The sequence below is a fragment of the Burkholderia sp. BCC1047 genome, assembly GCF_902833155.1.
GTDB classification, from domain to species: Bacteria; Pseudomonadota; Gammaproteobacteria; order Burkholderiales; family Burkholderiaceae; genus Burkholderia; species Burkholderia sola.
The window spans coordinates 55,638-81,189 of record NZ_CADFEH010000001.1 but is presented as its reverse complement, the minus strand read 5'-3'; the positions used below and the strand labels follow the sequence as shown (position 1 = coordinate 81,189).

Sequence of the window (25,552 nt, the reverse complement as noted above, 5' to 3'; positions counted from 1 at the left end):
GTCCTCCCGGGCGTTACATGCGGAACACGCCGAAGCGCGTGTCGTCGATCGGCGCGTTCATCGACGCGGCGAGGCCGAGCCCGAGCACGTCGCGCGTCTGCGCGGGGTCGATCACGCCGTCGTCCCACAGCCGGGCGCTCGCGTAATACGGATGGCCCTGGCGCTCGTACTGGTCGCGGATCGGCTGCTTGAACGCATCTTCTTCCTCGGGCGACCACGAACCGCCCTTCGCCTCGATGCCGTCGCGGCGCACGGTCGCGAGCACCGACGCGGCCTGTTCGCCGCCCATCACCGAGATCCGGGCATTCGGCCACATCCACAGGAAACGCGGGCCGAACGCGCGGCCGCACATCCCGTAGTTACCGGCGCCGAACGAGCCGCCGATGATCACCGTGAACTTCGGCACCTTCGCGTTCGACACGGCCGTCACCATCTTCGCGCCATGCCGCGCGATGCCTTCGTTCTCGTACTTGCGGCCGACCATGAAGCCCGTGATGTTCTGCAGGAACACGAGGGGGATCTTGCGCTGGCAGCACAGCTCGATGAAATGCGCACCCTTCACGGCCGATTCGGAAAACAGGATGCCGTTGTTCGCGACGATCCCGACCGGATGGCCCCAGATGTGCGCGAAGCCCGTGACGAGCGTCGTGCCGAAGCGCGCCTTGAATTCGTCGAATTCGGAATCGTCGACGATGCGCGCGATCACCTCCCGCACGTCGAACGGCTTGCGCGTGTCGACCGGAATCACGCCGTACACGCTCTTCGCGTCGTAGCGCGGCGGCTTCGGCTCGCGCAGCGCGACCGGCGGCGCGATCTTCGGCGCGAGGTGGCCGACGATGTTGCGCGCGATCGACAGCGCGTGCGCGTCGTTCTGCGCGAGATGGTCGGCCACGCCCGACAGGCGCGTATGCACGTCGCCGCCGCCGAGATCCTCGGCGCTCACTTCCTCGCCGGTCGCGGCCTTCACGAGCGGCGGTCCGCCCAGGAAAATCGTGCCCTGGTCCTTCACGATGATCGACTCGTCGCTCATCGCCGGCACGTAGGCGCCGCCGGCCGTGCACGAACCCATCACGACGGCGATCTGCGCGATCCCCGCCGCCGACATCGTCGCCTGGTTGAAGAAGATGCGGCCGAAGTGATCGCGATCGGGAAACACGTCGTCCTGGTTCGGCAGGTTCGCGCCGCCCGAATCGACGAGGTACACGCACGGCAGCCGGTTTTCCGCGGCGATTTCCTGCGCGCGCACGTGCTTCTTCACGGTGATCGGGTAGTAGGTGCCGCCCTTGACCGTCGCGTCGTTGCACACGATCACGCATTCGCGGCCGGCAATGCGGCCGATGCCGGTGATGACGCCCGCGCCCGGCGCGTCGTCGTTGTACATGCCGTTCGCAGCGAGTTGCGAGAACTCGAGGAACGGCGCGCCCGGATCGAGCAGTTGCGCGATGCGATCGCGCGGCAGCAGCTTGCCGCGCGACAGGTGCTTGTCGCGCGCGGCCTGGCCGCCGCCTTGCGCGAGCTGTTCGATCTTCGCGCGCAGGTCGGCGACGACCGCCTCGAGCGCGGCGGCATTCGCGCGGAAGTCTTCCGAACGCGGGTTCAGTTTCGATTCGATGATCGGCATCGACGAGGCTCCGTTCGCGTGACGTGGGGCGTTACATCGTTTCCGCGAACAGCTCGCGGCCGATCAGCATCCGGCGAATCTCGCTCGTGCCGGCGCCGATCTCGTACAGCTTCGCATCGCGCCACAGGCGGCCGACCGGGTATTCGTTGATGTAACCATTGCCGCCGAGGATCTGGATCGCCTCGCCGGCCATCCACGTCGCTTTTTCCGCCGTGTAGAGGATCACGCCCGCGCAGTCCTTGCGTACCTGGCGAATGTGGTCGCTGCCCGCCGAGTCCAGATGACGGCCGACTGCGTACAGGTACGCGCGGCACGCCTGGAACGTGGTGTACATGTCGGCGACCTTGCCCTGGATCAGCTGGAATTCGCCGATCGACTGGCCGAACTGCTTGCGATCGTGGATATACGGCACCACCGCGTCGAGACACGCGGCCATGATGCCCGTCGGGCCGCCCGATAGCACCGCGCGCTCGTAGTCGAGGCCGCTCATCAGCACCTTCACGCCGCCGTTCAACTGGCCGAGGATGTTCTCTTCCGGCACCTCGACGTCCTGGAACACGAGCTCGCCCGTGTGCGAACCGCGCATGCCGAGCTTGTCGAGCTTCTGCGCGACCGAGAAGCCCTTCATCCCCTTCTCGACGATGAATGCGGTGATGCCGCGCGAATTCGCTTCGACGTCCGTCTTCGCGTAGACGACGAGCGTGTCGCAGTCGGGGCCGTTGGTGATCCACATCTTCGTGCCGTTGAGCACGTAGCGATCGCCGCGCTTGTCCGCGCGCAGCTTCATGCTGACGACGTCGGAGCCGGCGTTCGGCTCGCTCATCGCGAGCGCGCCGATGTGTTCGCCGGACACAAGCTTCGGCAGGTATTTCTGCTTTTGCGCTTCGGTGCCGTTGCGGTGGATCTGGTTCACGCACAGGTTCGAGTGCGCGCCGTACGACAGGCCGATCGACGCCGATGCGCGCGAGATCTCCTCCATCGCGACCATGTGCGCCGTGTAGCCCATGTTCGCGCCGCCGTATTCCTCGGAGACGGTCATGCCGAGCACGCCGAGATCGCCGAACTTCTTCCACAGATCCATCGGGAACTGGTCGGTGCGGTCGACCTCCGCCGCGCGCGGGGTGATTTCCTTCGCCGCAAACGTCGCGACGGCGTCGCGCAGCATCTCGATGTCTTCACCGAGCATGAATTGCACGCCGGGCAGGTTGATCATGTCTCCTCCGTCTTCCAGAAAGTGTGTCGCACTCACCGATTTCTGAGTTTCGCTCAAATCGAATGAATACGGGTATTCATTGACCAATACAGCGTAAATTTTGCACAGTTTCGCGCCTCACCGGGTTCGGCGTCAATAGTTTTCTGAGTGATACTCAGATATGATGCGAGCATGACAGCCGCTCCCGCCGACACCATGACCGCCACCGCCAAAGCCGACCGCGCCGACACGCCGCGCGCACCCGCCGGGCGCAAATCCCAACAGCGCGTGCAGGACATTCTGCGCGCCGGCCGTGAAGTGTTCGCCGAAAAGGGTTACGAGCATGCGACGGCCGCCGAGATCGCGCAGCGCGTGGGCGTATCGGAGGCGACAGTGTTCAGCTATTTCCGCGGGAAGCGCGAGCTGTGCGCGCGTGTAATCGCCGACTGGTACGACGAAATCATCGCCGCGTTCGAACACGGGATGCCGCGGGACGCATCGGTGCAGCAGCAGTTCGCGTTCATCGTGCGCACGCACCTGCGGCTGATGCTCGTGAACGGGACGGGGCTGTGCGCGCTGGTGCTGTCGGAAGGCCGCGCGAAGCAGCATGCGCTGAGCGACGAACTCACCGCGCTGCAGCGCCGCTACACGGCGCCGCTGATGGACGTGCTCGCGCGCGGCCAGGCGGCCGGGCAGGTTCGCGCGGATCTGCCGCTGAGCCTGCTGCGCTCGATGGTGTTCGGGCCGATGGAGCACGTGCTGTGGGATGCGATCCTCGGGCACCGCAAGCTCGATACGGAAACGACGGCCACGCAGTTGATCGACATGCTGTGGGCCGCGATGCAGCCGCCGGCGCCGGAGCAGGCGGCGCTGGTGCGCTTCAGGAATGAAGTGGCGGAAGCGGTGCGGCGGCTGGAAGGGGAAGCGTCACGCGCGTGACGCGGATGAGCGGCACGCCCGCTGTCCCGCCGCGGCTTCTCGTCGGGCGGAGCACCAGGCGCGGCGCCACTACGAATCCTCGCTGACGCGCAGCGGCGCGCGACTCTGCTCGTTGTTCAAATGCACGAACTTGCGCAACAGCCGCATCAGTTCCTGCGAATCATCTTCGCCCATTCCGTCGAACAGCCCGGCACGCAGTTCCTTCACCGACGGAATCAGGTGCGTGAGCAGCTCGACGCCCGCCGGCGTCAACAACAGACGCCGCTGACGCCGCGGCAGCACTTCGCGGACGATCAATCCTTTCGCTTCGAGCCGGACCGCGAGATCCGCAGTGGTCGACGTGTCGAGCGCCACCCGCTGCGCGAGCGTCACCTGGTCGAGCCCCGGATTCTCGTACAGCATCCGCAGCACCGCGTACTGCACGGGCGTCACGTCCCGGCCCAGCTTCTCGTAGAACATCGCGACCGCGATCTGGTGTGCGCGCCGGATCAGGTGCCCCGGTTCGTCGTACAGGTCGATCGGGAAAGCCGGCAGGTCGGCGGGATTCGTTTTTTCCATGAATGAGTCGATGACATAGGCGGCACACGCCGGTTGCGCGCGCCATCGGCATGGCGCTGCGTCGCGCCATTTCCCGGGAAAACCAGTATACCGCTCGCCTTGTTTCCGCCAATCTCAATGAGTACACTGAATCTCATTCAGTACACGGAATGAAGATCGGGCCGCATCCCCGGCGGCACCGTCCCGAAGGAGACAAAGAACATGTTTCTCAAGAACGCTTGGTACGTGGCGTGCACGCCCGATGAAATCGACGGCAAGCCGCTGGGCCGCAAGATCTGCAACGAGTCGATGGTGTTCTACCGCGCGGCGGACGGCCAGGTGGCCGCGCTCGAGGATTTCTGCCCGCATCGCGGCGCGCCGCTGTCGCTCGGCTTCGTGCGCGACGGCGTGCTCGTGTGCGGCTATCACGGGCTCGAAATGGGTTGCAACGGCAAGACGGCCGGCATGCCGGGCCAGCGCGTCGGCGGTTTCCCGCCGATTCGCAGCTTCCCGGCGGTCGAGCGGTACGGCTTCGTGTGGGTGTGGCCGGGCGACGCGTCCGAAGCCGATCCCGCCAAGCTGCCCGCGCTGGCGTGGGCCGACGATCCGGCCTGGGCGCACGGCGGCGGCCTGTATCACATCCGCTGCGACTACCGGCTGATGATCGACAACCTGATGGACCTCACGCACGAGACCTACGTGCATGCGTCGAGCATCGGCCAGAAGGAAATCGACGAAGCGCCGCCGAAGACGGTGAGCCATGGCGACGAGGTCGTCACGAGCCGCTTCATGGAGAACGTGATGCCGCCGCCGTTCTGGCGGATGGCGCTGCGCGGCAACGGGCTCGCCGACGACGTGCCGGTCGACCGCTGGCAGATCTGCCGCTTCACGCCGCCGAGCCACGTGATGATCGAAGTGGGCGTCGCGCATGCGGGCCACGGCGGCTACGACGCGCCGGCGAACAAGAAGGCATCGTCGATCGTGGTCGACTTCATCACGCCGGAGACCGACACGTCGATCTGGTACTTCTGGGGGATGGCGCGCAACTTCCGGCCCGACGATCGCGCGCTGACCGCCGAGATCCGCGAAGGCCAGGGCAAGATCTTCGCGGAAGATCTCGAGATGCTCGAGCGACAGCAGCGCAATCTCGAGCAGTGGCCCGAGCGCACGCTGCTCAAGCTCAACATCGATGCCGGCGGCGTGCTGTCGCGCAAGGTGATCGACCGGCTGCTCGCCGCCGAAAACGCGGCGAGCCCGCAGCGGCCCGTGATTCCGGTCGCGCAGGTCAAGGAAGCGTCATGAGCGGCGCGACATTGACGGTCCGCGTGGCCCGCAAGTGGCAGGAAGCGCGCGACATCTGCGGCTTCGAATTCGTCAGCGACGACGCCTCGCCGTTGCCGCCCTTCGACGCCGGCGCGCATATCGACGTGCATCTGCCGGGCGGGCTCGTGCGCCAGTACTCGCTGTGCAACCACCCGGCGCAACGCGATCGCTATCAGATCGCGGTGCTGCGCGAGGCCGACGGCCGCGGCGGGTCGCGCGCGATTCACGACGAAGTCCGGCAAGGCGATACCGTGCGGATCGGCGTGCCGCGCAATCAATTCCCGCTCGCGTCCGACGCGCCGCACCATCTGTTGCTCGCCGGCGGGATCGGCGTCACGCCGATCCTGAGCATGGCTGAACGGCTGTGCTCGGCCGGCATCCCGTTCGACATGCATTACTGCGCGCGTTCGGCCGATCGCATGGCCTTCGTCGAGCGGATCAATGCGGCCGGGTTTCGCGATCGCGTCCGCTTCCACGTCGACGACGGCGCTCCCGCGCAACGCTTCGATCTGGCTGCCGTGCTGGCCGGCGCGCCCGACGGCACGCATCTGTACGTATGCGGCCCGCGCGGCTTCATGGATGCGGTGCTGAATGCCGCGCGCGAGCGCGACTGGGGCGACGCACGGCTGCACTACGAGTTCTTCGGTGGCGCGGTCGCATCGTCCGGCGCGGATCGTGCCTTCCAGGTCAGGATCGCGAGCAGCGGCAAGGTGATCGACGTGCCGGCCGAATGCACGGTGATCGCGGCGCTGGCGGCGAACGGCGTCGACGTGCTGACGTCGTGCGAGCAAGGCGTGTGCGGCACCTGCTTGACCCGCGTGCTCGAAGGTGAGCCCGATCATCGCGATGCGTATCTGACCGACGACGAAAAAGCGGCCGGCGACCAGTTCATGCCGTGCTGCTCGCGATCGCGAACCGACCTGCTGGTACTCGATCTGTAGATCGGTAGTCGGACCGCCCGACACGCGGCGGTCGACCGCACGATAACGAAGACGATCGATGGTGCAGCAACCCGAACCCGCCTGACCGTCACACGCCGCCCCCGCCCATCGCTCGGCTCAATCGGCGAGCCGGCAATGCGACAGCTTCAACCCCGGCAGCACCGGCGCATCGATATAGCCTTCGTTCACGCAACTGAACCGAAACGCCGCCGACGTGACGAACGGCTTGATCTCGCCGCCGGGGAATTTCGGCTTCAGCGCGTCCTGGTCGGCCACGTCGAAATGCGTGTCGAACTGCTCGCCGTCGGCCGTCAGCGCGCCGAAGTACGTGCCGCCCGGGTCGCTGCCCATCCGGATCACGGCGCCGACGAACGTAACGCGCTTGCCGTCGTACTTCGCCTTCGCGGCGGCCATGTCCTGCGTATAGGCCTCGATCATCGCGCCGTAGTGCGCGTCGATCGCGGGTTCGGCGTTCGAAGCCGCACACGCGGCCTGGTGAACGCCCGTCAGCAGCGCGCAGGCCGCTAGCGCGGCCGCCGCGAATGGCGCGGAAATCTTCTTCAAGGGTGGTCTCCCGTCTAGCGTGGTGGTTGAAATGATCGAAGCCCGGCGCAACGCCGGCTGAATGCGCTTGCGTCGCTTTAATCGTTCGAATGGCGGTACACGGCTGCGATCACTTCGTCGCCCGCGCGGTCGTGCGCGGTGCGTGGCGTCGCGCCGAGCGCGACGTGACAGGAAGATGACATGGTGCGGCCCCCGGTTCTCTCGTGAATTTCACTGCGTCTGATTTTGGCCGCTACGGTAGCAGACGGCCGACAGGCCGGCAACCAGGGGCCAAGGGTTGCCCGGTCGCCCCATTACAATTGCAAATGGTTCTCATTACATATATCATGCGCGTCCTGTACGCAACGCAACGCCGCGGCCCGCGCCACGATCCTCAGCACTCCTCTTCCCGCCTCGATTCATGCCATCCCGTCGAACGCCCTGCCGTGTCCGGACCCCGCGTCCGTGGCGCACGCGCCTGCCTGCCCTGCTCACCCTGTGCGCCGCGACCGGTGCGCATGCGGCCGGCGCCGAACACGTTGCACCCGCATCGGCGCCGGCGACCGCCGCCGAACACGAACTCCCGGCGATCAGCGTCAACGCGTCGGCCACCGTCGATCCGACGATCGGCTATCAGCCGCGCACGACGAGCATCGCGGGCGGCGACGACCGAGCGCTGAAAGAGATCCCGCAATCGGTCGCGGTGGTCAGCAGCAGCGTGATGCAGGACCAGCAGGCGCGCTCGCTCGACGACGTGCTCGGCAACATCAGCGGCGTCACGCAGACGAACACGCTCGGCGGCACGCGCGACGCGTTCATCAAGCGCGGCTTCGGGTCGAACAACGACGGCTCGGTGCTGGTCGACGGCGTGCGCACGCCGGTGCTGCACAGCTATCTCGCGACGATCGATCGCGTCGAAGTGCTGAAGGGCCCGGCTTCGCTGCTGTACGGGATGCAGGACCCGGGCGGCGTGATCAACCTCGTCACGCGCAAGCCGGAAGACACGTTCGGCGGTTCGATCTCCGCGTCGCGCACGAACCATGGCGGCAGCACCGCCCAGTTCGATCTCACGGGGCCGCTCGGCAAGCCCGGCCAGATCGCGGGCGGCACGCTCGCATTCCGGCTGACCGGCGAATACGATACCAGCCGCTACTGGCGCAGCTTCGGCCGCGAACGCAATGCGCTGATCGCGCCCGCGCTGTCGTGGCACGACGCGAACACGTCGATCGACGTCAGCTACCAGTACGTCGACTACACGACGCCGTTCGACCGCGGCACCGTGCTCGTCAACGGCCAGCTCGACGATGCGCTGCGCTATCGCCGCTACGAGGAAACCTGGTCGCAAAGCAGCGGCATCCAGGAAACGCTGCGTACGCGCATCGAGCACCGCTTCTCCGATGCATGGCGCGTACGCGCGACCTACGGCTGGGGCCGCGACCGTTACGACCAATACATCACCCGCGCCACCGCGTTCAACAGCAGGACCGGCGCGCTCACGCGCTCGTCCGATGCGAACCTCGGGCGCAACGATTCGGACCAGATCGCGACGCTCGGCCTGCTCGGCAACGTGACGCTCGCGGGCATGCAACACGCGATCTACGTCGGCGGCGAATACGAGCGGCAGCGCAGCTTCCGCGGCGACACGATCCGCGGCAAGGCGACGACGGGCTTCAATCTCTACGATCCCGTGTACGGCCTGCTCGCGCCGAGCGGCGTGCCGAATCCGAAGCAGAGCGATTCGCGCTCGGTCGTGCATGCGTATTCGACGATCGTGCAGGACTCGGTGAAGATCACCGATCGCCTCACCGCGGTAGGCGGGCTGCGCTGGGAAAACTGGCAGCAGGAATCGGGGATGGGCCGGCCGTTCGTGTTCGCCGACCGCTCGCGCGGCAGCGTCTGGCTGCCTCAGTTCGGGCTTGCGTATGCGTTGACGCCGGCGCTGACCGCCTACGCGAACGTGAGCCGCTCGTTCAAGCCGAACGTCGCGTCGAACGTCGCGGCGCCGCTCGCGCCGGAATACGGCCGCGTACTCGAGGCCGGGCTGAAGTTCAGCCTGAAGCCCGCGATCACGGGCACGCTCGCCGTCTACCAGATCGACAAGCGCAATGTCGCGGTCACGGTTGGCGACATCACGTCGACGATCGGCACCGCGCGCTCGCGCGGGATCGAGCTGGACGTCGCCGGGCAGATCACGCGCCACCTGAGCGTGATCGGCAGCTATGCGTATACGAACGCGAACGATCGCGACAGCAACACGCCGCTCGTCAACGTCGCGCGCCACACGGGCAGCTTGTTCGCGGTGTACGACACGGCCATCGCGAATCTGCCCGGGCGCTGGCGCTTCGGCGGCGGCGCGCGGCTCGTCGGCGCGCGGCCCGGCGACACCGCGAACAGCTTCTCGCTGCCCGGCTACGTGACCGTCGACGCGTTCGCGGCGTACGAAACGACGATCGGCAAGTTCCCGACCCGCTTCCAGCTCAACGTGAAGAACCTGCTCGACAAGACCTACTATCCGTCGAGCAACAGCAACCTGATCGTCGCGGTCGGCGAGCCGCGGCTCGTCACGCTGACGACGACGGTATCGTTCTGACGGCCTCGCACGGCCGACGCCGGGTAGCATCCGTCGGTCGCGCAACATCTGCCGCCTTCACGTCGCCGCGCAACGCGGCGGCGCCCGCCCGGTCAATCATCGGACCCTCGAATATCTCCCATCCGATATCGCGATTTCCGCTATCGATCGCGCGCCCTTAGACTGGCTACGCGATGGCGACGCAACGCTGCGGCACGGCGATGCGGCTCGCCCCCCACAAAAACGATCCGGGAGAGCTCGATGTCCGACCGACAGGCGCGCCGACGCGCACTCAAGACACTCGGCCTCGCGGCCAGCACCGCACTCGTTGCCGCGACGCGCCCGGCGCACGCCGCGGCGCCCGACACCGGCACGCTGCTGCCCGACGGCGCCGCGCGCCTCGCCGACCTCACGCGCCGCCTCGCGGCAACACCGCGACGACGCGACTTCAAGACGGTGCCGACGATCCTCGAACGCCCCGATCAGTGGGACCACGCGGCGCTCGCCGAAGTAATCGGCTATCGCGGCGGCCCGAAGCAAGTGTGGGACAACACCGAACTCGGCGGCCCGTGGCTGAACCTGATGCGCAATTCGCTGAATGCGCAGATTTGGTCGTACGGCCATCCGGATTTCCTCGTCGTGTCGGCCACCCACGGCAGCGCACATCTCGCGCTGTTCGACCAGGGCGCGTGGGACAAATACGGCCTCGCGAAATTCGCCGGCGCCGCGTTCCCGACCAACACGCTGCTCGACGCGAAGCCGGTGCAAGCGAAAGGCGCGCAGGGCCACGAACTGCCGGACGGCGCGTTCTCGTCGCACGACAACAGCGTCGCCGCGCTGCAGCAGCGCGGCGTCGTGTTCCTGTCGTGCCACAACGCGATCTGGGAACTCGCCGAGCGGCTCGACGGCGCGCATGCGAACCCCGACAAGCTGCCGCTCGATGCACTCGCGGCCGACCTGACCAACCACGTGATTCCGTCGGCGATCGTCACGCCGGGCGCGGTCGGCACGCTGCCCAAGCTGCAGCAGGCCGGTTTCACGTACGCGAAATGAGTGCGTCGATGACCTCGATCCCGATGAAACCGCAATCGGCGGCGGCGCGCCGCCGCCCGCGCACGCTGCGCGCAGCGCTGGCCGCGTGGTCGTGCTGTGCGTCGGCGCTTGCACTCGCCGCGCCCGCCAACACCGATGCACGCATCTTTCCGCCGTGGCAGGACGGCCGCAACAACGACGCCATCCATCGCGGCCTCGAATTCACGGTGCCGCAAGTCGACGTGCTCGCCGATTTCCACGGCGACCTGACCGCGCCGAAGCTCGTGCTGTTCGTCGGCGGCAATTACTTCTTCGCGATGGCGCCGCTCGTCGCGAAGTTCGAGGAAGACCATCCCGAGTATCGCGGCCGCATCTACTGGGAAACGATTCCGCCCGGCCTGCTGGTCAAGCAGATCCATGCAGGCGGCACGATCACCGTCGGCAACATGACGTGGACGGTCAAGCCCGATGCGTATTTCGCGGGGCTCGGCAAGATCGACGGCCTGATCGCGGACGGCACGCTCGCGGGCCCGGCCGTGCCGTACGTAACGAACCGGTTGACGATCATGGTGCGCGCCGGCAATCCGAAACGCATCGCATCGCTAAACGATCTCGCGCGGCCCGACGTGAAACTCGCGATGCCGAACCCGGCGTTCGAAGGCGTCGCGCGGCAGATCCGCGCATCGCTCGTGAAGGCAGGTGGCGACGCGCTCGCGCGCACCGTCTACGACGACAAGGTACGCGCCGGCACGGCCGAGCTCACGCATATCCATCATCGGGAAACGGCGCTGTTCCTGATGCAGGGGCGCGCGGACGCGAGCGTGCTGTGGCAATCCGAAGCGGCGTTCCAGGAACAGGTCGGGCATCCGCTGATGCACATCGACATTCCGGCCGAGCAGAACACGACCGCGATCTACGCGGGTGCGATGGTGAAGGACGCGCCGCATCCGGAAGCCGCGCGCGCATGGCTCGCGTTCATCCGGTCGCCGGAAGCGTTCGGGATATTCCAGCGCTACGGCTTCGGTCGATATGATGCGAGCCAGCCGACGCCGCATCTCGCGCCGGCGCAGGGCGTGCCTGCCGCAAGCTGACGGTCCGGCCGCCGCACGGCGCGCGCCACATACAACAAGGAGGGGACACGTGAACGATGCGGTCGCTACACGGCGAGAACCATCGCGACGCCGGTTCGCACCGCTGCTGCTCGCCGCGGCCGCGCTGCTGGCCAGCCACGCGCACGCGGACGACACGGCGCTCGGCAAGACGATCGCGACACAGGGCACGGCGACGGGCGTCGCCGCCTGCATCGGCTGCCACGGCAGCCACGGCGAAGGCAACGCGGCGGCCGGCTTCCCGCGCCTCGCGGGCGCCAACGCCGCATATCTGTCCGCGCAGCTCGCGGCCTTCGCGGACGGCAGCCGCCAGAACGCGGTCATGCAGCCGCTCTCGACGCTGCTGCCGCCGCACGAGCGCGATGCGGTCTCCGCGTACTTCGCGAGCCTGCCCGCGCCGGCCGGCGTCTTCACCCCCGACGATGCGTCGCTCGATCCGGCAAACACCGGCGCGTGGCTCGCGACACGCGGGCGCTGGTCGCAGGGCCTGCCCGCGTGCGCGCAATGCCACGGCTCCGGCGGCCTCGGCGTCGGCACCGCGTTTCCGCCGCTCGCCGGACAGCCGGCCGCGTATCTCGCCGGCCAGTTGCATGGCTGGAAACACGGCACGCGGCCGCCCGGGCCGATGGGGTTGATGCCGACGATCGCCGGCAAGCTGTCCGACGCCGACATCGACGCGGTGGCCGCCTACTATGCACGCGGCGGCGCCGCGCAAGGAGACAAGCGATGACCGACCGCACGACGCTGATCCGCCGCGCCCGCACGGCGCTGCTCGGCGCGGCCTGGCTGCCCGCGCTCGCGTTCGGGGCGACACCGCAGGACGCGCCGGCCGCCGTTTCCGCCCCCCCGCCCGCGCCCGTCGCAATCGCGCCGGCGACGAAATCGTTCGCGCCGCCGCCCGAATCCGCGATCCCCGCGGACGACTTCGGCAAGACCGTCAGGCTCGGCGAGCAGATCTTCCTGCACACGCCCGAGTTCGCGGGCAAGTATGTCGGCAACAAGCTGACCTGCGCGAGCTGCCATCTCGACGCGGGCCGCCGGCCCGATTCGATCCCGATGTGGGCCGCGTACCTGCTGTATCCGGCGTACCGCGCGAAGAACGGCCACGTGAACACGTTCGCCGAGCGCCTGCAGGGCTGCTTTCGCTACAGCATGAACGGCAAGGCGCCGCCGGCCGGCGATCCGATCCTCGTCGCGCTCGAGACGTATGCGTACTGGCTCGCGACGGGCGCGCCGGTCGGCACGAAGCTGCCGGGTCAGGGTTTTCCGAAACTGCCGCCGCCGGCGCAAAAGGCCGACTATGCACGCGGCGCGGCCGTCTACACGCAGCACTGCGCGCTGTGCCACGGTGCGGACGGCCAGGGCCAGTCGAGCGGCGGCAAGCCGGTGTTCCCGGCGCTGTGGGGCGCGCACTCGTTCAACTGGGGCGCGGGGATGGGCGACATCCGCAACGCGGCCGGCTTCATCAAGGCCAACATGCCGCTCGGGCTCGGCGGCACGCTGACCGATCAGGAAGCGTGGGACGTCGCGACCTTCATGGACAGCCACGAACGCCCGCAGGACCCGCGCTTCACGGGTTCCGTGCAGGACACGCGCGCGAAGTTCCACGATTCGCCCGACTCGATGTACGGGCGCAGCGTGAACGGCCGCGTGCTCGGCGCGCCATGACGCCCGACCGCGCCGGCCGATACGACCCGCGCGGCCGGCACGCTCACGGACGCCAGCGATACACGACGATGCTCGAGCCGTTGTAGTTGTCCTTCGTGATCACGTATTCGCCGGTCGAGCGCAGGTACGCCTGCACGCCGTACATCGAGTCGACGTCGTTGCCGACGTCCATCGCCGACGTGTTCGAGTTCGTCAGCGTCGTGACGAGCGCGCCGGTGTTCAGGTCGAATACGTCGATGTTCGGCACGGTGTGCACATAGCCGACGAACAGGTAGTGGCCGGCCGCCGCGATCGATTTCGGGTTCGCGCTCGTCAGGTTGATCACCGGGTTCGGGGTGCTCGTGTTGCCGTTCTTCCAGCCGCGATAGACCTCGATGTGCCCGTTCATCGCGGTCCAGTCCCAGTTGCCCGCGAGGCCCTGCGCGAGGATCATCGTGTCGCTGTCGGCCTGGTAGAGGATGCGCGTCACGGGCGCCACGCTGCTCGGCACGGCCGTCGTCACCGGCTTGCCCCATGACGGCTTGCCGGTCGCGTCGAAGCCCGTCATCGGGTAGCGCGTGATCACGTTGGAGCCGTTCAGTCCGGCCCACACGTCGCCGTTGCCGTCGATGTCGAAGCCGGCCGTCACCTGCAGCGTCGTGTTGAACGGCTTGCCGGGCAGCGAGCCGGCCGGAATCGCGATATAGCCGCTCGCGGTGTTGAAGTAATAGAAGTTGAAGTTGCCCGGATTCTGGCCCGACGCGACGAGGATCCGGTTGCCGCCGACCGTCACGAGCTGGCCGAAGTGCTGGCCGCGCTGATAGTCGTTCATGTCGAGGCGCGGGTCCTTCGGATAGGTGAACGGGTCGATCGTGTTCGCGACGAACGTGCCGCCCGCGGTGCCCGTATACACATTGTTGCCGCTGAAGAACAACGCGCCGTCGGTCGCGGGATCGGGCGCGGCGATGCCCTCGAAGTTCAGCGCCTGCAGCTTCCATTGCAGCGTGCCGACCGGGCTGTACGAATGCAGATCGGTGCTGCCGTTGCGGCCGAGATCCCAGCCGCCGCCCCACGCGTTGTTCAGCACGTACAGGTTGCCGGCCGCATCCTTGCCGAGCGCCGCGACGCGCGTGAAGCGCTTGTCGCCGACCTGCCCCTTGATGCCCGTCGTCGTGTCGAGATAGCCGCCCTGCACGCCGAACGTACCGACCTGCACCGGCATCCCGGGCAGCCCGCCGTATACCTTGATGTTCATGTCGGGCCCTTCGTCGCCCACCATCAACCGGCCCATCGGCGCATCGAAGTACAGCGACGCCGGCCGCGCGCCGGCCGCCATCTGGAGCGTGTTCATCGCCGCACCGGTCGCGCTGAACTGCGCGACGACGCCCGCGCTCTTGCGCGCGACCCACAGGTTGCCGGCCGCGTCGAGCGCCAGCGCGCCGGGGCCCGTGACGCCGATGTCGCGCTGCCACACGCCGTCGGTCGTATAGACGCGCACGCGGTTGCCGTAGAAGTCGCTCACGTACAGCAGGTTGCCGCCCGTCGCGAGGCCCGTGATCACGTCCGCATACTGGATGCCCGTCCACGTGCTGACCGGAATGCGCAGGTCGCGCTGGTTCGTGCTGCGGTTGTAGCGGCCCACCGAACCGCTGCCGAACGTGCGGTTGTAGCCGAGCGCGACGAACAGCGACGTCGAATTGCCGGTGATCGCGCCGCCGTGGAATTCGTCGTGGATGCCGATCGTGCCGAGCGGCTGGCCGTTCTGGTAGATCGCGACGCCGCCCGCGCTCTCGTCCCAGCGCGACGCCGTGTAGATCACGCCCTCGGGCGCGACCCACATCGAGCGCGCGCCGTTGCCGACGTGCGAGGCCAGCGTGCCGTACGTGTTCGCGAGCCAGTCGGTCGAGTATTGCGCCTGCGCATGGCTTGACGGCGCCAGCAGCGCGATGCACATTCCCAGCAACGCCGCGCGGATTTGTTTCATTGACATGAATAATGCTCCCAGACGAACAATGGTCGACACTGTAAATCGCGGCGCATGAAATATTGGTGATTCCGGCAAATGCGCATTGGCCGTTCCCCCGAATTATTCACTCCACGCATTTTGCCGTCCGGCGCTTTTTCGTCAAAGATCGCAAAATCTCCGAAACCGCATCGCGACGGCCTGCCAAGCCGCGCGGTTTCGGCGCATTCCCGGCATTTTCTTCCGGGTCATCCAATGCAAATACGTCATTTTTTCTGACATGCCGCATTGCCTTTTCATCCCGGAATTCTTTTCGATTATTACAAATCGAAATTAAAATGAAAGAGAAAAATTATTGTGCGGCGCGATCGGCTTTTCGCGATTTCGGGCACGGAAGGGAAGCGGAGGAAAAGGAGGCGTGTGGCGGGAAAAACCGCGCGTCGGCCGGACCGGCGCACGACGGCGATCGTTCAGCTCGCCGGATCGAGCGTCGGGCCGTCCCGGCCGTCGACGTATTTCGGCAGCGCATCGACGACGTCGATCACGCGTTGCCCGTAGAACAGGTGCATCGTCGGTTGCGGGCGAGCATGCCGACAACGACGGCCCGCAGCAGCCGCGGGCCCCGTTGCACGCGCAACGATCGCCGCGTCAGAACTTCTGGCGCAGCCCGAGGCTCACGATCGCCTGCGATCGCGAGTCGGACGAATGGCCATTCGCCTTGTCCGACACCGACGCGGTCGCGGCCACCGGCCGGCCGAGCGCGTCGAGCGTCGTGCCGGACGCATGCTGGTACGCGCCGAGCAGGTACACGCTGGTGCGCTTCGACAGGTCGTAGACCGCGCCGAGCGTGACGTTGTGATACTGCGCGCGGTTGTCGATGCCGTCGACGTCGCTGCCGCGCGTGTAGCTGTAGCCGGCGAACAGTTGCGTCTGCGGCTGCACGTTCCAGCGCGTGAACACGCCCGCGACGTTGAACGTCGCATGCCCGGAGAACAGCGACTGCGCGCCGCTGCGGTACTGCACGTTGCTGTAGTTCACCCCGACGACGGCCGGGCCGAAGTCGTACGTCGCACCGGTCGCGATCACCTGCTGCGACTGCGCGCTCGCATAGCCTTCGTTGATCGACGAATTGAACAGGCCGTCGTCGGTGCTCTGCCACTTGCCCGCCGTCGGATCGGTCGCGCCCGTCTTGCTGTTGTCCGAGCGCTCGTAGCCGACGCCCACGCGCAGCGGCCCGGCCGCGTACGCGGCGCCGACGCTCCACGTGTTGCGCTGCTTCATGCTGCCCGGCTGGCCGCCGAAGCCGTATAGCGCGCCGAACGTGAAGCCCGCGTAGTTCGCGCTCGTGTACTTGATCGAACTGTCGACGCGCGCGGTCTGGTCGAGATCGTCGATGTCGCCCGGGTGCGCACCGAAGCCGCCAATGAACGAAGACGGGCCGACCGGACTCACGAAGTCGTCGAGCGACGTGTATTGGCGGCCGAGCGTGATCGTGCCGTAGCGGTCGCTGCCGACGCCGACGAACGCCTGCCGGCCGAACTGGCGGCCGCCCTGGCCCGACGTGCCGTTGGTGATGTCGAAGCCGTTCTCGAGGACGAACAGCGCGCGCATCCCGCCGCCGAGATCCTCGGAACCCTTGATGCCCCAGCGGCTGCCGGACAGGTTGCCGGTCGTGAGCCCGACGCTCGAATGCCCGGTGTACGCGCCGGCCGAGCCGACCCGTTCGTTGCTGCGATAGGTCACGCCCGCGTCGACGATGCCGTACAGCGTGACGGAGCTTTGCGCGGCGGCGACACCGGCGAGCGAGAGCAGCAGCGGCGCTGCGATCAGTTGCTTGTTCATGGTTGGTTGTCTCCGGGCGGTGAACCCGTTGTTCTGGCTGGCTGTGGCGAGTAGCGCGCACGGACGCCGACATCCGCCGGCGGTGCGACACCGGCGACGTCCGTGCGCGACGGCGCGGCGGGCATGCCCGCTGCGGCCGGTATGGTAGTTGGAACCGGTTCCGTTCCAAAGCGGAATAATGACAACAGTTTCTTGTCAAAATTGAGATAGTCTGAGACCGGCCGGGAGCGCGGTCGCCGCGCCTGTACAGCGCGGGGCGACGCGGACGATAATCGGCTGCGCGCCTTCAACCGGGAACTCCTTCATGCGTGAAACGACCCTGCTGATCTTCGCCGCCGTCGCGTTCGTCGGCATCGCGACGCCCGGCCCGACCGTGCTGCTCGCGCTGACCAACGGCTCGCGCTACGGCGTGCGCCGCGCGGCCTACGGTTTCGCGGGCGCGATGCTGTCCGACTTCGTGCTGATCGTCGCGGTCGCGCTCGGCCTCGGCGCGCTGCTGCTGGCGTCGGCGTTCTGGTTCTCGGTCGTGAAGTGGCTCGGCGCCGCCTATCTCGCGTATGTCGGCATCCGGCTGCTGATGTCGAAGGGATCGCTCGATGTCGCGGCGGCGCAGCGCGGCGCGGGTACGGCGTCCGGACGCAACGCGTCGATCTTCGCGAAGAGTTTCCTGACCGCGGTGACGAACCCGAAGGGCTATCTGTTCTTCTCCGCGTTCCTGCCGCAGTTCCTCGATCCACTGGCGCCGCTCGCGCCGCAGTACGTCGCGCTCGCGGTCACGTTCGCGCTGCTCGACGGCGTCGTGATGTTCGGCTACGCGCTGCTCGGCGCACGCGCGGTGCGGCTGCTGAAGCGCTCGGGCGCGCTGTGGCTCGAACGCACGTGCGGCGCGATGCTGCTCGCACTCGCCGGTTCGCTCGCGCTGTACCGGCGCCATGCCGCGTAGGCGCCCGGTTCGATGAGAATCGCCGCGCCGCCGGGCGCCGGATTCCCCGGCCTGTCGCTCCGGCAACTCGAACGCGCGGATCTCGACGCGTGGTACGCGTACCTGTCGAATCCCGACGTTTTCCGCCACACGAGCTGGAACCTGCGCTCGCCCGACGATCTGCTGCCGCTGTTCGACAACATCGAATCGACCGATCCCGATTCGATCCGGCGTCTCGCGATCGTCGACACCGCTTCGGGCGCACTCGTCGGGACGGTCGGGTTGCATACGGTGTCCACCGTCAACCGCTCGGCGGAGATCGCGTACGACCTCGCGCCATCGCACTGGGGGCGCGGCATCGCGAGCGCGGTGTGCGACGCGGTCACCGCGTGGGCGTTCGCCGAAGGCGGCTTCAACCGCATGCAGGCCGTCGTGCTGACCCGCAACGCGGGCTCCGCGCGCGTGCTGCAGAAGTGCGGCTACCGCTACGAAGGGCTGCTGCGCGCCTACAAGATGGTGCGCGGCACGCCGGGCGATTTCGCGATGTACGCGCGGCTCGCGACCGACTGACGCCACTGCGCCGCCTATCACGCGCCGATGCCGCGACGCAATTGGACGCCCCGCGCCGAATTGGCGACAATCGCCGTTCCCCACATCGCCTTGCCGCCATGAAAATCGCCGCGCTGTCCGACATCCACGGCAACCTCGCCGCGCTTGACGCGGTGCTCGACGACGTCCGCCGCCGCGGCGCCGACGTGATCGTCAACCTCGGCGACATCCTGTCGGGCGCGCTCCATCCGGCCGAGACGGCCGATCGCCTGATCGCGCTCGACCTGCCGACCATCAAGGGCAATCACGAACGGCAACTGCTGACGCACGAGCGCGACGCGATGGGACTGTCGGATCGCTGGGCGCATGACACGCTGCGCGCCGACCACCGCACGTGGATCGCCGCGCTGCCCGAACGCCTGACGCTCGACGGCGACGTGCTGATGGTGCACGGCACGCCGGCCAGCGACCTCGTCTATTTCCTCGAAACCGTCACGCCCGATGGCTGCCGCGCGGCCACGCCCGACGAAATCGCGCAACGCGCCGGCGACACGGCGGCCTCGCTGATCCTGTGCGGCCACACGCACGTGCCGCGCACCGCGAAGCTCGACGACGGCCGGCTGATCGTCAATCCGGGAAGCGTCGGGCTGCAGGCGTACGCGGACGACCTGCCGCATCCGCACCGGATCGAGACGGGCTCGCCGCATGCGCGCTACGCGATGGTGTCGCGCACGGCCGCCGGCTGGAACGTCGAGTTCCATGCGGTCGAATACGACTGGCACACGGCCGCCGCCATCGCGACGTCGCGCGGGCGCGACGACTGGACGGTCGCGCTGCGCACCGGCCGCTGCTGACGCGCGCGGACCACGCCCTTACTAGCTGAGCTTCGCCTCGATTACAGGAGCACGAAACGTCATGCCCGTCCCGTCGCAACTGCTCTTCCTGCCCGGCGCATCGGGCAGCACCGCGTTCTGGCAGCCGCTGGCCGGCATGCTGACGCATCGGGCCGAGCGGCGGATCGTCGCGTATCCGGGCTTCGGCGACACGCCGCACGATCCGGCCGTCGACGATTTCGACAGCCTCGTGCGTCATGTGCTGGCCACCGTCGACCGGCCGACCGCCGTGATCGCGCAATCGATGGGCGGCGTGATCGCGCTGCGCGCGGCGCTCGAGAAGCCGGATCTCGTCACGCATCTCGTGCTGACGGTCACGTCCGGCGGCCTCGACATGGCCGGGCTCGGCGCGCAGGACTGGCGCGCCGGTTTCGCCGAAGCGAACCCGCGGTTGCCCGACTGGTTCATCACGTTTCGCGCGGACCTGTCGCGGGACATCGGCCGTATCGCGCAGCCGACGCTGCTGCTGTGGGGCGACGACGATCCGATCAGCCCGGTCGCGGCCGGCCGGCGCCTGCTCGAACGGCTGCCCGACGCGCAGTTGCATGTCGTGCCGGGCGGCCGTCACGATCTCGCGGCCGCGCACGCAGCAGCGCTCGCGCCGCTCGTCGACGCGCATCTGCAACGCGTGTGACGTCGCACTCATCGCAGTCATCGCCCGCTTCGGTACGCGCCTGAAGCGGCGACGCTCGCGCGCCGCGTCACATCACCCCGCGTTCCTCAGCGTCAGCCGCGCTTCGAGCCCGCCGCCGTCCGTCCGGTTGTTCAGCGTGAGCGTGCCGCCCATCGCAAGCGCGAGTTGCCGCGCGATCGCGAGGCCGAGCCCCGTGCCGCCCGTATCGCGATTGCGCGACGTCTCCACGCGCCGGAACGGCTCGAACACCGCGTCGAGCTGATCGTCCGGAATGCCGGGCCCGCGGTCGAGCACCGCGATCACCGCGCCGCCGTCCGGCGCCGCCCGCACGTCGATCTCGGCCGTGCCCGCGAACTTCAGCGCGTTGTCGACGAGGTTGCCGACGATGCGCCGCAGCGCCTTCGGCCGCGTGACGAGCGCGAGCGGCGCATGGCTGTGCAGCGCGACGTCCTGCCCCGCATCCGTGTAGTCGTACACGATGCTGTCGAGCAGCGCATCGAGATCGATGCGGCGCGCGGCTTCCTCGGTGCCGTGCAGCGTGCGCGCATACGCGACGCCCTCCTTCACCAGATGCTCCATCTCCAGCAGGTCCTGGCGCAGCTTCGCGCCCTGCGCGTCGTCGTCCATCACGTCGACGCGCAGCCGCATCCGCGTGATCGGCGTCTGCAGATCGTGCGAGATCGACGCGAGGATCTGCATGCGCTCGGCCATGTACTGCGCGATGCGGTCCTGCATCGCGTTGAACGCCCGCGCGGCGCGCGCGACCTCCGACGGCCCGTCTTCGTTCAGCCGCTCGCCCTTCAGGTCGGGGCCGAGCGCGTCGGCGGCCTGCGCGAGTTGCTTGAGCGGCCGCGTCGCGAGCCGCACCGCGAGCCAGCAGCACGCGGCCAGCACCGCGAGCTGCACCACGAGCACGGCCGGCAGCCAGCCCGACAGCGGCACCGTCGACATCGGGTGGATGTCGATCGTCAGCGGCGACCCGTCGGTCAGCCGCAGATGCACCTGCAGATGTTCGCTGTCGCCGGGGATCGAATTCGCGGTCAACGGATAATCGCCGCCGATGCCGTCCGAGATCGAGCGCTCGACGCGCGCCGACAGCCGCGCTTCCGGCGGCGTGCCGGTTTGGCCGGGCCCGAGGATGAACGCATAGCTGCGCCGCGCGAGGCGCGGCAGCCACGCGGCCCGCTCGGCGGGCGGCAGATGGTCGAGCAGCGCGACCGAGCTGGCGACCTCGCGCTCGATGTAACCCATCATCAGGTTCGTGGTCGCCTGGTCGCGCTCGGTCACGGTGAGCCAGAACGACAGCGTCTGCGCGAGCGCGAGGCCCACGCACAGGATCAGCGCGAGCCGCGCGAACAGCGAACGCGGCCAATGCCACGGCGTGCGCGCGCTCATGGCGTACCGTCGACGGCGGTGACGGTCGACGAGAACACGTAGCCCTCGTTGCGCAGCGTCTTGATGTAGCGCGGTTCGCGCGCGCCGTCGCGCAGGCGCTGGCGCAACCGGCTCACGAGCAGGTCGATCGAGCGGTCGAACGGGTCGGACTGCCGCCCTTGCGTGAGATTCAGCAACTGGTCGCGCGTCAGCACGCGTTGCGGGTTGTCGAGAAACACGCGCAGCAGCCGGTATTCGGCGCCGCTCAGCGCGACCAGCGTCCCTTCGGCGTCGAGCAGGTGGCGCCCGGTCGTGTCGAGTTGCCATTCGCCGAACGCGAGCAGCGCGGCCGTTTCCGTCACCTGCATGCCGGGCGGCAGCATGCGCGCGCGGCGCAGCACCGAACGGATCCGCGCGAGCAGCTCGCGTACCGCGAACGGCTTGGCCAGGTAGTCGTCGGCGCCCATCTCGAGGCCGATGATGCGGTCGGTTTCCTCGCCGCGTGCGGTCAGCATCAGCACCGGCACCGTGCGGAACTTGCCGGCGCGCAGGTCGCGGCACAGCGTCAGGCCGTCCTCGCCGGGCAGCATCAGGTCGAGCACGATCAGGTCGGGTGCGCCGTCGTCCAGCACGTTGCGCATCTCTCGGCCGTTCGCGGCGAGCGACACGCGCATGCCGTTCTTCTCGAGGTAGTCCGCGATCAGTTCGCGGATCGCGCGATCGTCGTCGACGATCAGCACGTGGTCGATCTTGTCCATGAGTCGGGGGCGGTATCGGGGTTCGGGCGGGCGATGTCCGCTTTTATACCGCACGGCGGGCACGCATTTGTATCCCAATGTATCGCGCAACCGCGACGACACACAACATTGCACACGCGCGACGGGCCGGACACATCGCAGATACGTCGGCGCCGCCTAATGGGGCCTGTCGAAACACGTCGGGCCGCCGCCCTCGCGCCGCGGCCCCAAAGATCAGGAGAACGCCATGCTGCCCCGACTCAAGACCGCCGCCCTCGTCCTCGCCCTCGCCGCCACGGCCGGGCTCGCCGCGTTCGCCGGCACCCGCGACGACGCAGGCATCCAGGCGTCGCCGGCCGGCATGACGGCGCCCGCTTTCACCGGCATCGACCGCTGGCACAACAGCCCGCCGCTGACGCTCGACCAGTTGCGCGGCAAGGTCGTGCTCGTCGATTTCTGGACGTACTCGTGCATCAACTGCATTCATACGATCCCGTACGTGAACGACTGGTATCGGAAATATCGCGACCAGGGGCTCGTCGTGGTCGGCGTGCATACGCCGGAATATCCGTTCGAACGCGACGCAAAGAACGTCGCCGATGCGATCAAGCGCTTCGACATCCAGTATCCGGTCGCGCAGGACAACCACTACGACACGTGGCGCGCGTACGGCAACCAGTACTGGCCCGCGTTGTACCTGATCGATGCGAACGGCAAGGTCGTCTATACGCGGTATGGCGAGGGCGGATACGACAAGACGGAGGCGGCGATTCGGAGCGCGCTCGCGCAGGCGGGCGACGGGGCGAAGGGTTCGACGCGCACGCAGTGACCTGTGCGGCGTGCGGGCGCGATGCTCGCCCGCACGCCGTGGCGCTCATACGCTCAACTGCGCTTCGCGTCGGCTTCGGCCAGCATCGCTTCCCCGATCGCGCACTTCCCGTTCGCGACCAGCGCTTCGCCGGCGCCGCGGATATCCGCCTCGGCCTTGTTCTGCCCGAGCTTGCGCTTGCCGACGAATCGCGTGATCTCGATCTGCAGCCCGACGATCGATTGCAGCATCGTGTCGATATAGTCCTTCGGCGCGTCGCCCATCTTCCACGGCACCGGCTGCGACGCCTCGTGCGTGCGCGTCAGCCGTGCGACCACGCCGCGCACGAACTTCTCGTCGTCGCGCACCGTGATGCGACCGTACGCATGCACGACGCGGTAGTTCCACGTCGGCACCTGCCGGTGCGCGACGTGCTTGCTCGGATACCCGTTCGGCGAAATGTACGCGTCGCCGGCGCGGAAGATCACGAGCACCTCGTCGCCGTCCGCGACGTCCTGCCAGACCGGATTCGCGCGCGCGACGTGCGCATGCAGTTCGCCGAGCCCGTCGTCGTCGGGCATCAACTCGAACGGAAGGTGGTTCGCGTCGAGCCCGCTCCTGCCGTGCGTGATCAGGCTGCCGAACGGGTGCTGCACGATCAGTTCGCGCAGCACGTCGGGATTGGGTTCGTTGAAATCGGCGGGGACGTACATGTCGGCTCCACGGTCGTGCGGGGTGGGAATGGGTGCGGGTGTCGGCCCGTCATGCGTCGATTGTGAGCCGAAACTGGTTTATGCTGTAGAGCCGGTTTGAAACAATCTCAGCAGACCAGAATCATGGCAAGAACGGCCCGGATCGTCGAAATCCCGTCGCTCGGCGCGCTCGACCGCGCGGCCGGCGACCTGAGCCGCCAGCTCGCGCAGGCGCTGCGCGACGCGGTGCGCCGCGGCGACGTCCGGCCCGGCGACGCGCTGCCGTCCACGCGGTTGCTGGCGGCATCGCTGCAAGTCGCGCGCGGTACCGTCGTCGACGCGTATGCGCAACTCATCGCCGAAGGCTTTCTCGAATCGCGCGGCGGCGCGGGCACGCGGGTCGCGAACGCACTCGCGGAACCGCCGCCCATCGACGAACCCGCTCCCGCTGACAGCCGCCAGCACCCGGCGCGCGACGGCCTGCCCGAGCCGGCCGCCACCTTCGCGCGGATCGCCCGCGAATTCAGTCCGCTGCCGGCCATGCCGTTCGCGATCTCGGTGCCGGTCGGCCTCACCGCGCCCGACGACATCTGGCGCCGGCTCGGCAATCGCCTGCGCGCCCGCGGCGCCGGCGCGCCGTCCGGCTATGCCGACCCGCAAGGCGCGCTGCCGCTGCGCGAAGCGATCGCCGATTACGTGCGCCGGTCGCGCTCGGTGCGCTGCGATGCGAGCCAGGTCGTGATCACGAGCGGCACGCAGCAAGGGCTGCATCTCGCGAGCCAGGTGCTGCTCGGCGCAAACGACCGCGCGTGGGTCGAGAATCCGGCCTATCGCGGCATCACCGCGCTGCTCGACAGCACCGGGCGGCGCGATGCGATGGTGCGCGTGCCGGTCGACGCGGACGGCCTCGACGTCGACGCCGGCATCCGCGTCGCCCCCGATGCGCGTGCCGCATTCGTCACGCCGTCGCACCAGTACCCGCTCGGCATGCCGTTGAGCATGGCGCGGCGCAATGCGCTGCTGGCATGGGCGCGCGCGCATCGCGCCTGGGTCGTCGAAGACGACTACGACAGCGAATTGCGCTACGAAGGCTATCCGTTCCCGTCGCTGCAAGGTCTCGCGCCCGACCGCGTGATCTATCTCGGCACCTTCAGCAAGATTCTGTTTCCGTCGCTGCGGCTCGGCTACGTGATCGCCCCCGACGATCTCGTAGCCGCGTTCTGCGGCGCGCGCGTGCTGATGGACCGCCATGCGCCCACCGCCGACCAGCACGTGCTCGCCGCGTTCATCGCCGAAGGTCATCTCGATCGCCACATCCGTCGCGTGCGCGGCGTCTATGCGGAACAGCGCGCGCTGCTGATCGACACGCTCGGCGCGCGCCTGCCGCGCGAGCGCGCATGGGTACAGCCTGGCGACCAGGGGATGCACGTCGTGCTGTGGCTCGCGCAAGGGATCGACGATCTCGACGTGGTCGCGCGTGCCGCCCGGGCCGGTGTCGCGGTGCGTGCGGTGTCGCCGATGTTCGCGCCCGGCACGGCGCGCGCCGGGCTCGTGCTCGGCTTCGGCGGGTTCGACCGCGCGCAGATGGAAGCGGCCGCGCAGCGGCTCGCGGACGTCGTTTCGTCGGCGGAATAGCGGCCCCGCGCGCGGTAAAAGGTTGGCGGCGGGCAACAAACGTAATCGTC

General features: G+C 68.1%; 23 protein-coding genes and 1 pseudogene. 14 read left to right on the top strand and 10 right to left on the bottom strand.

Features of this window, described 5'->3' with window-relative positions:
- Nucleotides 1-13 precede the first annotated feature (13 nt).
- Both HWX55_RS00325 and HWX55_RS00320 read right to left on the bottom strand, forming a co-directional pair.
- Nucleotides 14-1,621, bottom strand: a complete 1,608-nt coding sequence (locus tag HWX55_RS00325; RefSeq protein WP_175973064.1) for a carboxyl transferase domain-containing protein — start codon at nt 1,619-1,621, stop codon at nt 14-16.
- Nucleotides 1,622-1,652: 31 nt separating this feature from the next.
- Complete coding sequence (locus HWX55_RS00320) at nt 1,653-2,834, bottom strand: isovaleryl-CoA dehydrogenase (protein WP_175886680.1); 1,182 nt, start codon at nt 2,832-2,834, stop codon at nt 1,653-1,655.
- A 171-nt stretch (nt 2,835-3,005) separates the two neighbouring features.
- On the opposite strand from HWX55_RS00320, the gene HWX55_RS00315 reads away from it, so the two are divergent.
- Nucleotides 3,006-3,752, top strand: a complete 747-nt coding sequence (locus HWX55_RS00315; RefSeq protein ID WP_050016225.1) for a TetR/AcrR family transcriptional regulator — start codon at nt 3,006-3,008, stop codon at nt 3,750-3,752.
- A 69-nt stretch (nt 3,753-3,821) separates the two neighbouring features.
- Here the strand turns inward: HWX55_RS00315 and HWX55_RS00310 are convergent, their stop codons facing one another.
- Nucleotides 3,822-4,310: a MarR family winged helix-turn-helix transcriptional regulator gene (locus tag HWX55_RS00310; protein WP_175973061.1), complete on the bottom strand. Its 489-nt coding sequence runs from the start codon at nt 4,308-4,310 to the stop codon at nt 3,822-3,824.
- Nucleotides 4,311-4,511: 201 nt separating this feature from the next.
- Here HWX55_RS00310 and HWX55_RS00305 point away from each other — a divergent pair, with 201 nt between their 5' ends.
- Both HWX55_RS00305 and HWX55_RS00300 read left to right on the top strand, forming a co-directional pair.
- Complete coding sequence (locus tag HWX55_RS00305; protein ID WP_175973059.1) at nt 4,512-5,591, top strand: aromatic ring-hydroxylating dioxygenase subunit alpha; 1,080 nt, start codon at nt 4,512-4,514, stop codon at nt 5,589-5,591.
- On the top strand, nt 5,588-6,553 hold the full coding sequence (locus tag HWX55_RS00300) for a PDR/VanB family oxidoreductase (protein WP_175973057.1): 966 nt from the start codon (nt 5,588-5,590) through the stop codon (nt 6,551-6,553). Before HWX55_RS00305 ends, HWX55_RS00300 begins: the two co-directional genes overlap by 4 nt.
- Before the next feature lie 117 nt (nt 6,554-6,670).
- Here the strand turns inward: HWX55_RS00300 and HWX55_RS00295 are convergent, their stop codons facing one another.
- The gene (locus HWX55_RS00295; RefSeq protein ID WP_175973055.1) at nt 6,671-7,117 is read right to left on the bottom strand and encodes a hypothetical protein; all 447 of its coding nucleotides are present in this window, start codon (nt 7,115-7,117) and stop codon (nt 6,671-6,673) included.
- 400 nt (nt 7,118-7,517) lie between these two features.
- On the opposite strand from HWX55_RS00295, the gene HWX55_RS00290 reads away from it, so the two are divergent.
- The 5 genes from HWX55_RS00290 to HWX55_RS00270 all read left to right on the top strand — a co-directional run bounded on the left by HWX55_RS00290 (nt 7,518) and on the right by HWX55_RS00270 (nt 13,474).
- Nucleotides 7,518-9,686, top strand: coding sequence for a TonB-dependent siderophore receptor (locus HWX55_RS00290; protein WP_175973053.1), 2,169 nt, complete (start codon nt 7,518-7,520; stop codon nt 9,684-9,686).
- Between the two features lie 240 nt (nt 9,687-9,926).
- Nucleotides 9,927-10,718, top strand: a complete 792-nt coding sequence (locus HWX55_RS00285) for a transcriptional initiation protein Tat (RefSeq protein ID WP_175973051.1) — start codon at nt 9,927-9,929, stop codon at nt 10,716-10,718.
- An 8-nt stretch (nt 10,719-10,726) separates the two neighbouring features.
- Nucleotides 10,727-11,788, top strand: coding sequence for a substrate-binding domain-containing protein (locus HWX55_RS00280; protein WP_175973049.1), 1,062 nt, complete (start codon nt 10,727-10,729; stop codon nt 11,786-11,788).
- Nucleotides 11,789-11,837: 49 nt separating this feature from the next.
- Nucleotides 11,838-12,536 (top strand): c-type cytochrome, encoded by a 699-nt coding sequence (locus tag HWX55_RS00275; RefSeq protein WP_175973047.1) that lies wholly within the window; start codon nt 11,838-11,840, stop codon nt 12,534-12,536.
- Nucleotides 12,533-13,474 carry a c-type cytochrome gene (locus HWX55_RS00270; protein ID WP_175973045.1) on the top strand — a complete coding sequence of 314 codons (942 nt, stop codon included), beginning with the start codon at nt 12,533-12,535 and terminating at the stop codon, nt 13,472-13,474. The genes HWX55_RS00275 and HWX55_RS00270 overlap by 4 nt, the downstream gene beginning before the upstream one ends.
- Before the next feature lie 43 nt (nt 13,475-13,517).
- Here HWX55_RS00270 and HWX55_RS00265 read toward each other — a convergent pair whose 3' ends face one another.
- The 3 genes and pseudogenes from HWX55_RS00265 to HWX55_RS00255 all read right to left on the bottom strand — a co-directional run bounded on the left by HWX55_RS00265 (nt 13,518) and on the right by HWX55_RS00255 (nt 17,258).
- On the bottom strand, nt 13,518-15,443 hold the full coding sequence (locus tag HWX55_RS00265; RefSeq protein ID WP_175973043.1) for an SMP-30/gluconolaconase/LRE-like region family protein: 1,926 nt from the start codon (nt 15,441-15,443) through the stop codon (nt 13,518-13,520).
- Nucleotides 15,444-15,886: 443 nt separating this feature from the next.
- A pseudogene (locus HWX55_RS00260) lies at nt 15,887-15,991 on the bottom strand (aldehyde-activating protein); the annotation flags it as partial.
- Nucleotides 15,992-16,064: 73 nt separating this feature from the next.
- Nucleotides 16,065-17,258 (bottom strand): porin, encoded by a 1,194-nt coding sequence (locus tag HWX55_RS00255; protein ID WP_050016236.1) that lies wholly within the window; start codon nt 17,256-17,258, stop codon nt 16,065-16,067.
- Between the two features lie 304 nt (nt 17,259-17,562).
- Between HWX55_RS00255 and HWX55_RS00250 the strand changes: the two genes are divergently transcribed.
- From HWX55_RS00250 to HWX55_RS00235, 4 genes are all read left to right on the top strand, one after another.
- On the top strand, nt 17,563-18,201 hold the full coding sequence (locus tag HWX55_RS00250) for a LysE family translocator (RefSeq protein ID WP_175973041.1): 639 nt from the start codon (nt 17,563-17,565) through the stop codon (nt 18,199-18,201).
- 12 nt (nt 18,202-18,213) lie between these two features.
- Nucleotides 18,214-18,750, top strand: coding sequence for a GNAT family protein (locus HWX55_RS00245; protein ID WP_175973039.1), 537 nt, complete (start codon nt 18,214-18,216; stop codon nt 18,748-18,750).
- A 98-nt stretch (nt 18,751-18,848) separates the two neighbouring features.
- Nucleotides 18,849-19,583, top strand: a complete 735-nt coding sequence (locus HWX55_RS00240) for a metallophosphoesterase family protein (protein WP_175973037.1) — start codon at nt 18,849-18,851, stop codon at nt 19,581-19,583.
- A gap of 61 nt (nt 19,584-19,644) precedes the next feature.
- The gene (locus HWX55_RS00235; protein ID WP_175973035.1) at nt 19,645-20,256 is read left to right on the top strand and encodes an alpha/beta fold hydrolase; all 612 of its coding nucleotides are present in this window, start codon (nt 19,645-19,647) and stop codon (nt 20,254-20,256) included.
- 72 nt (nt 20,257-20,328) lie between these two features.
- Here the strand turns inward: HWX55_RS00235 and HWX55_RS00230 are convergent, their stop codons facing one another.
- Nucleotides 20,329-21,651 carry an ATP-binding protein gene (locus HWX55_RS00230; RefSeq protein WP_175973033.1) on the bottom strand — a complete coding sequence of 441 codons (1,323 nt, stop codon included), beginning with the start codon at nt 21,649-21,651 and terminating at the stop codon, nt 20,329-20,331.
- Nucleotides 21,648-22,388: a response regulator gene (locus HWX55_RS00225; protein ID WP_050016245.1), complete on the bottom strand. Its 741-nt coding sequence runs from the start codon at nt 22,386-22,388 to the stop codon at nt 21,648-21,650. The genes HWX55_RS00230 and HWX55_RS00225 overlap by 4 nt, the downstream gene beginning before the upstream one ends.
- Nucleotides 22,389-22,614: 226 nt before the next feature.
- Between HWX55_RS00225 and HWX55_RS00220 the strand changes: the two genes are divergently transcribed.
- Complete coding sequence (locus HWX55_RS00220) at nt 22,615-23,196, top strand: thioredoxin family protein (protein ID WP_175973031.1); 582 nt, start codon at nt 22,615-22,617, stop codon at nt 23,194-23,196.
- Nucleotides 23,197-23,249: 53 nt separating this feature from the next.
- Here HWX55_RS00220 and HWX55_RS00215 read toward each other — a convergent pair whose 3' ends face one another.
- Nucleotides 23,250-23,888: an FMN-binding negative transcriptional regulator gene (locus HWX55_RS00215; RefSeq protein WP_175973029.1), complete on the bottom strand. Its 639-nt coding sequence runs from the start codon at nt 23,886-23,888 to the stop codon at nt 23,250-23,252.
- A 123-nt stretch (nt 23,889-24,011) separates the two neighbouring features.
- Here HWX55_RS00215 and HWX55_RS00210 point away from each other — a divergent pair, with 123 nt between their 5' ends.
- The gene (locus HWX55_RS00210; RefSeq protein ID WP_175973027.1) at nt 24,012-25,502 is read left to right on the top strand and encodes a PLP-dependent aminotransferase family protein; all 1,491 of its coding nucleotides are present in this window, start codon (nt 24,012-24,014) and stop codon (nt 25,500-25,502) included.
- Nucleotides 25,503-25,552 lie beyond the last annotated feature (50 nt).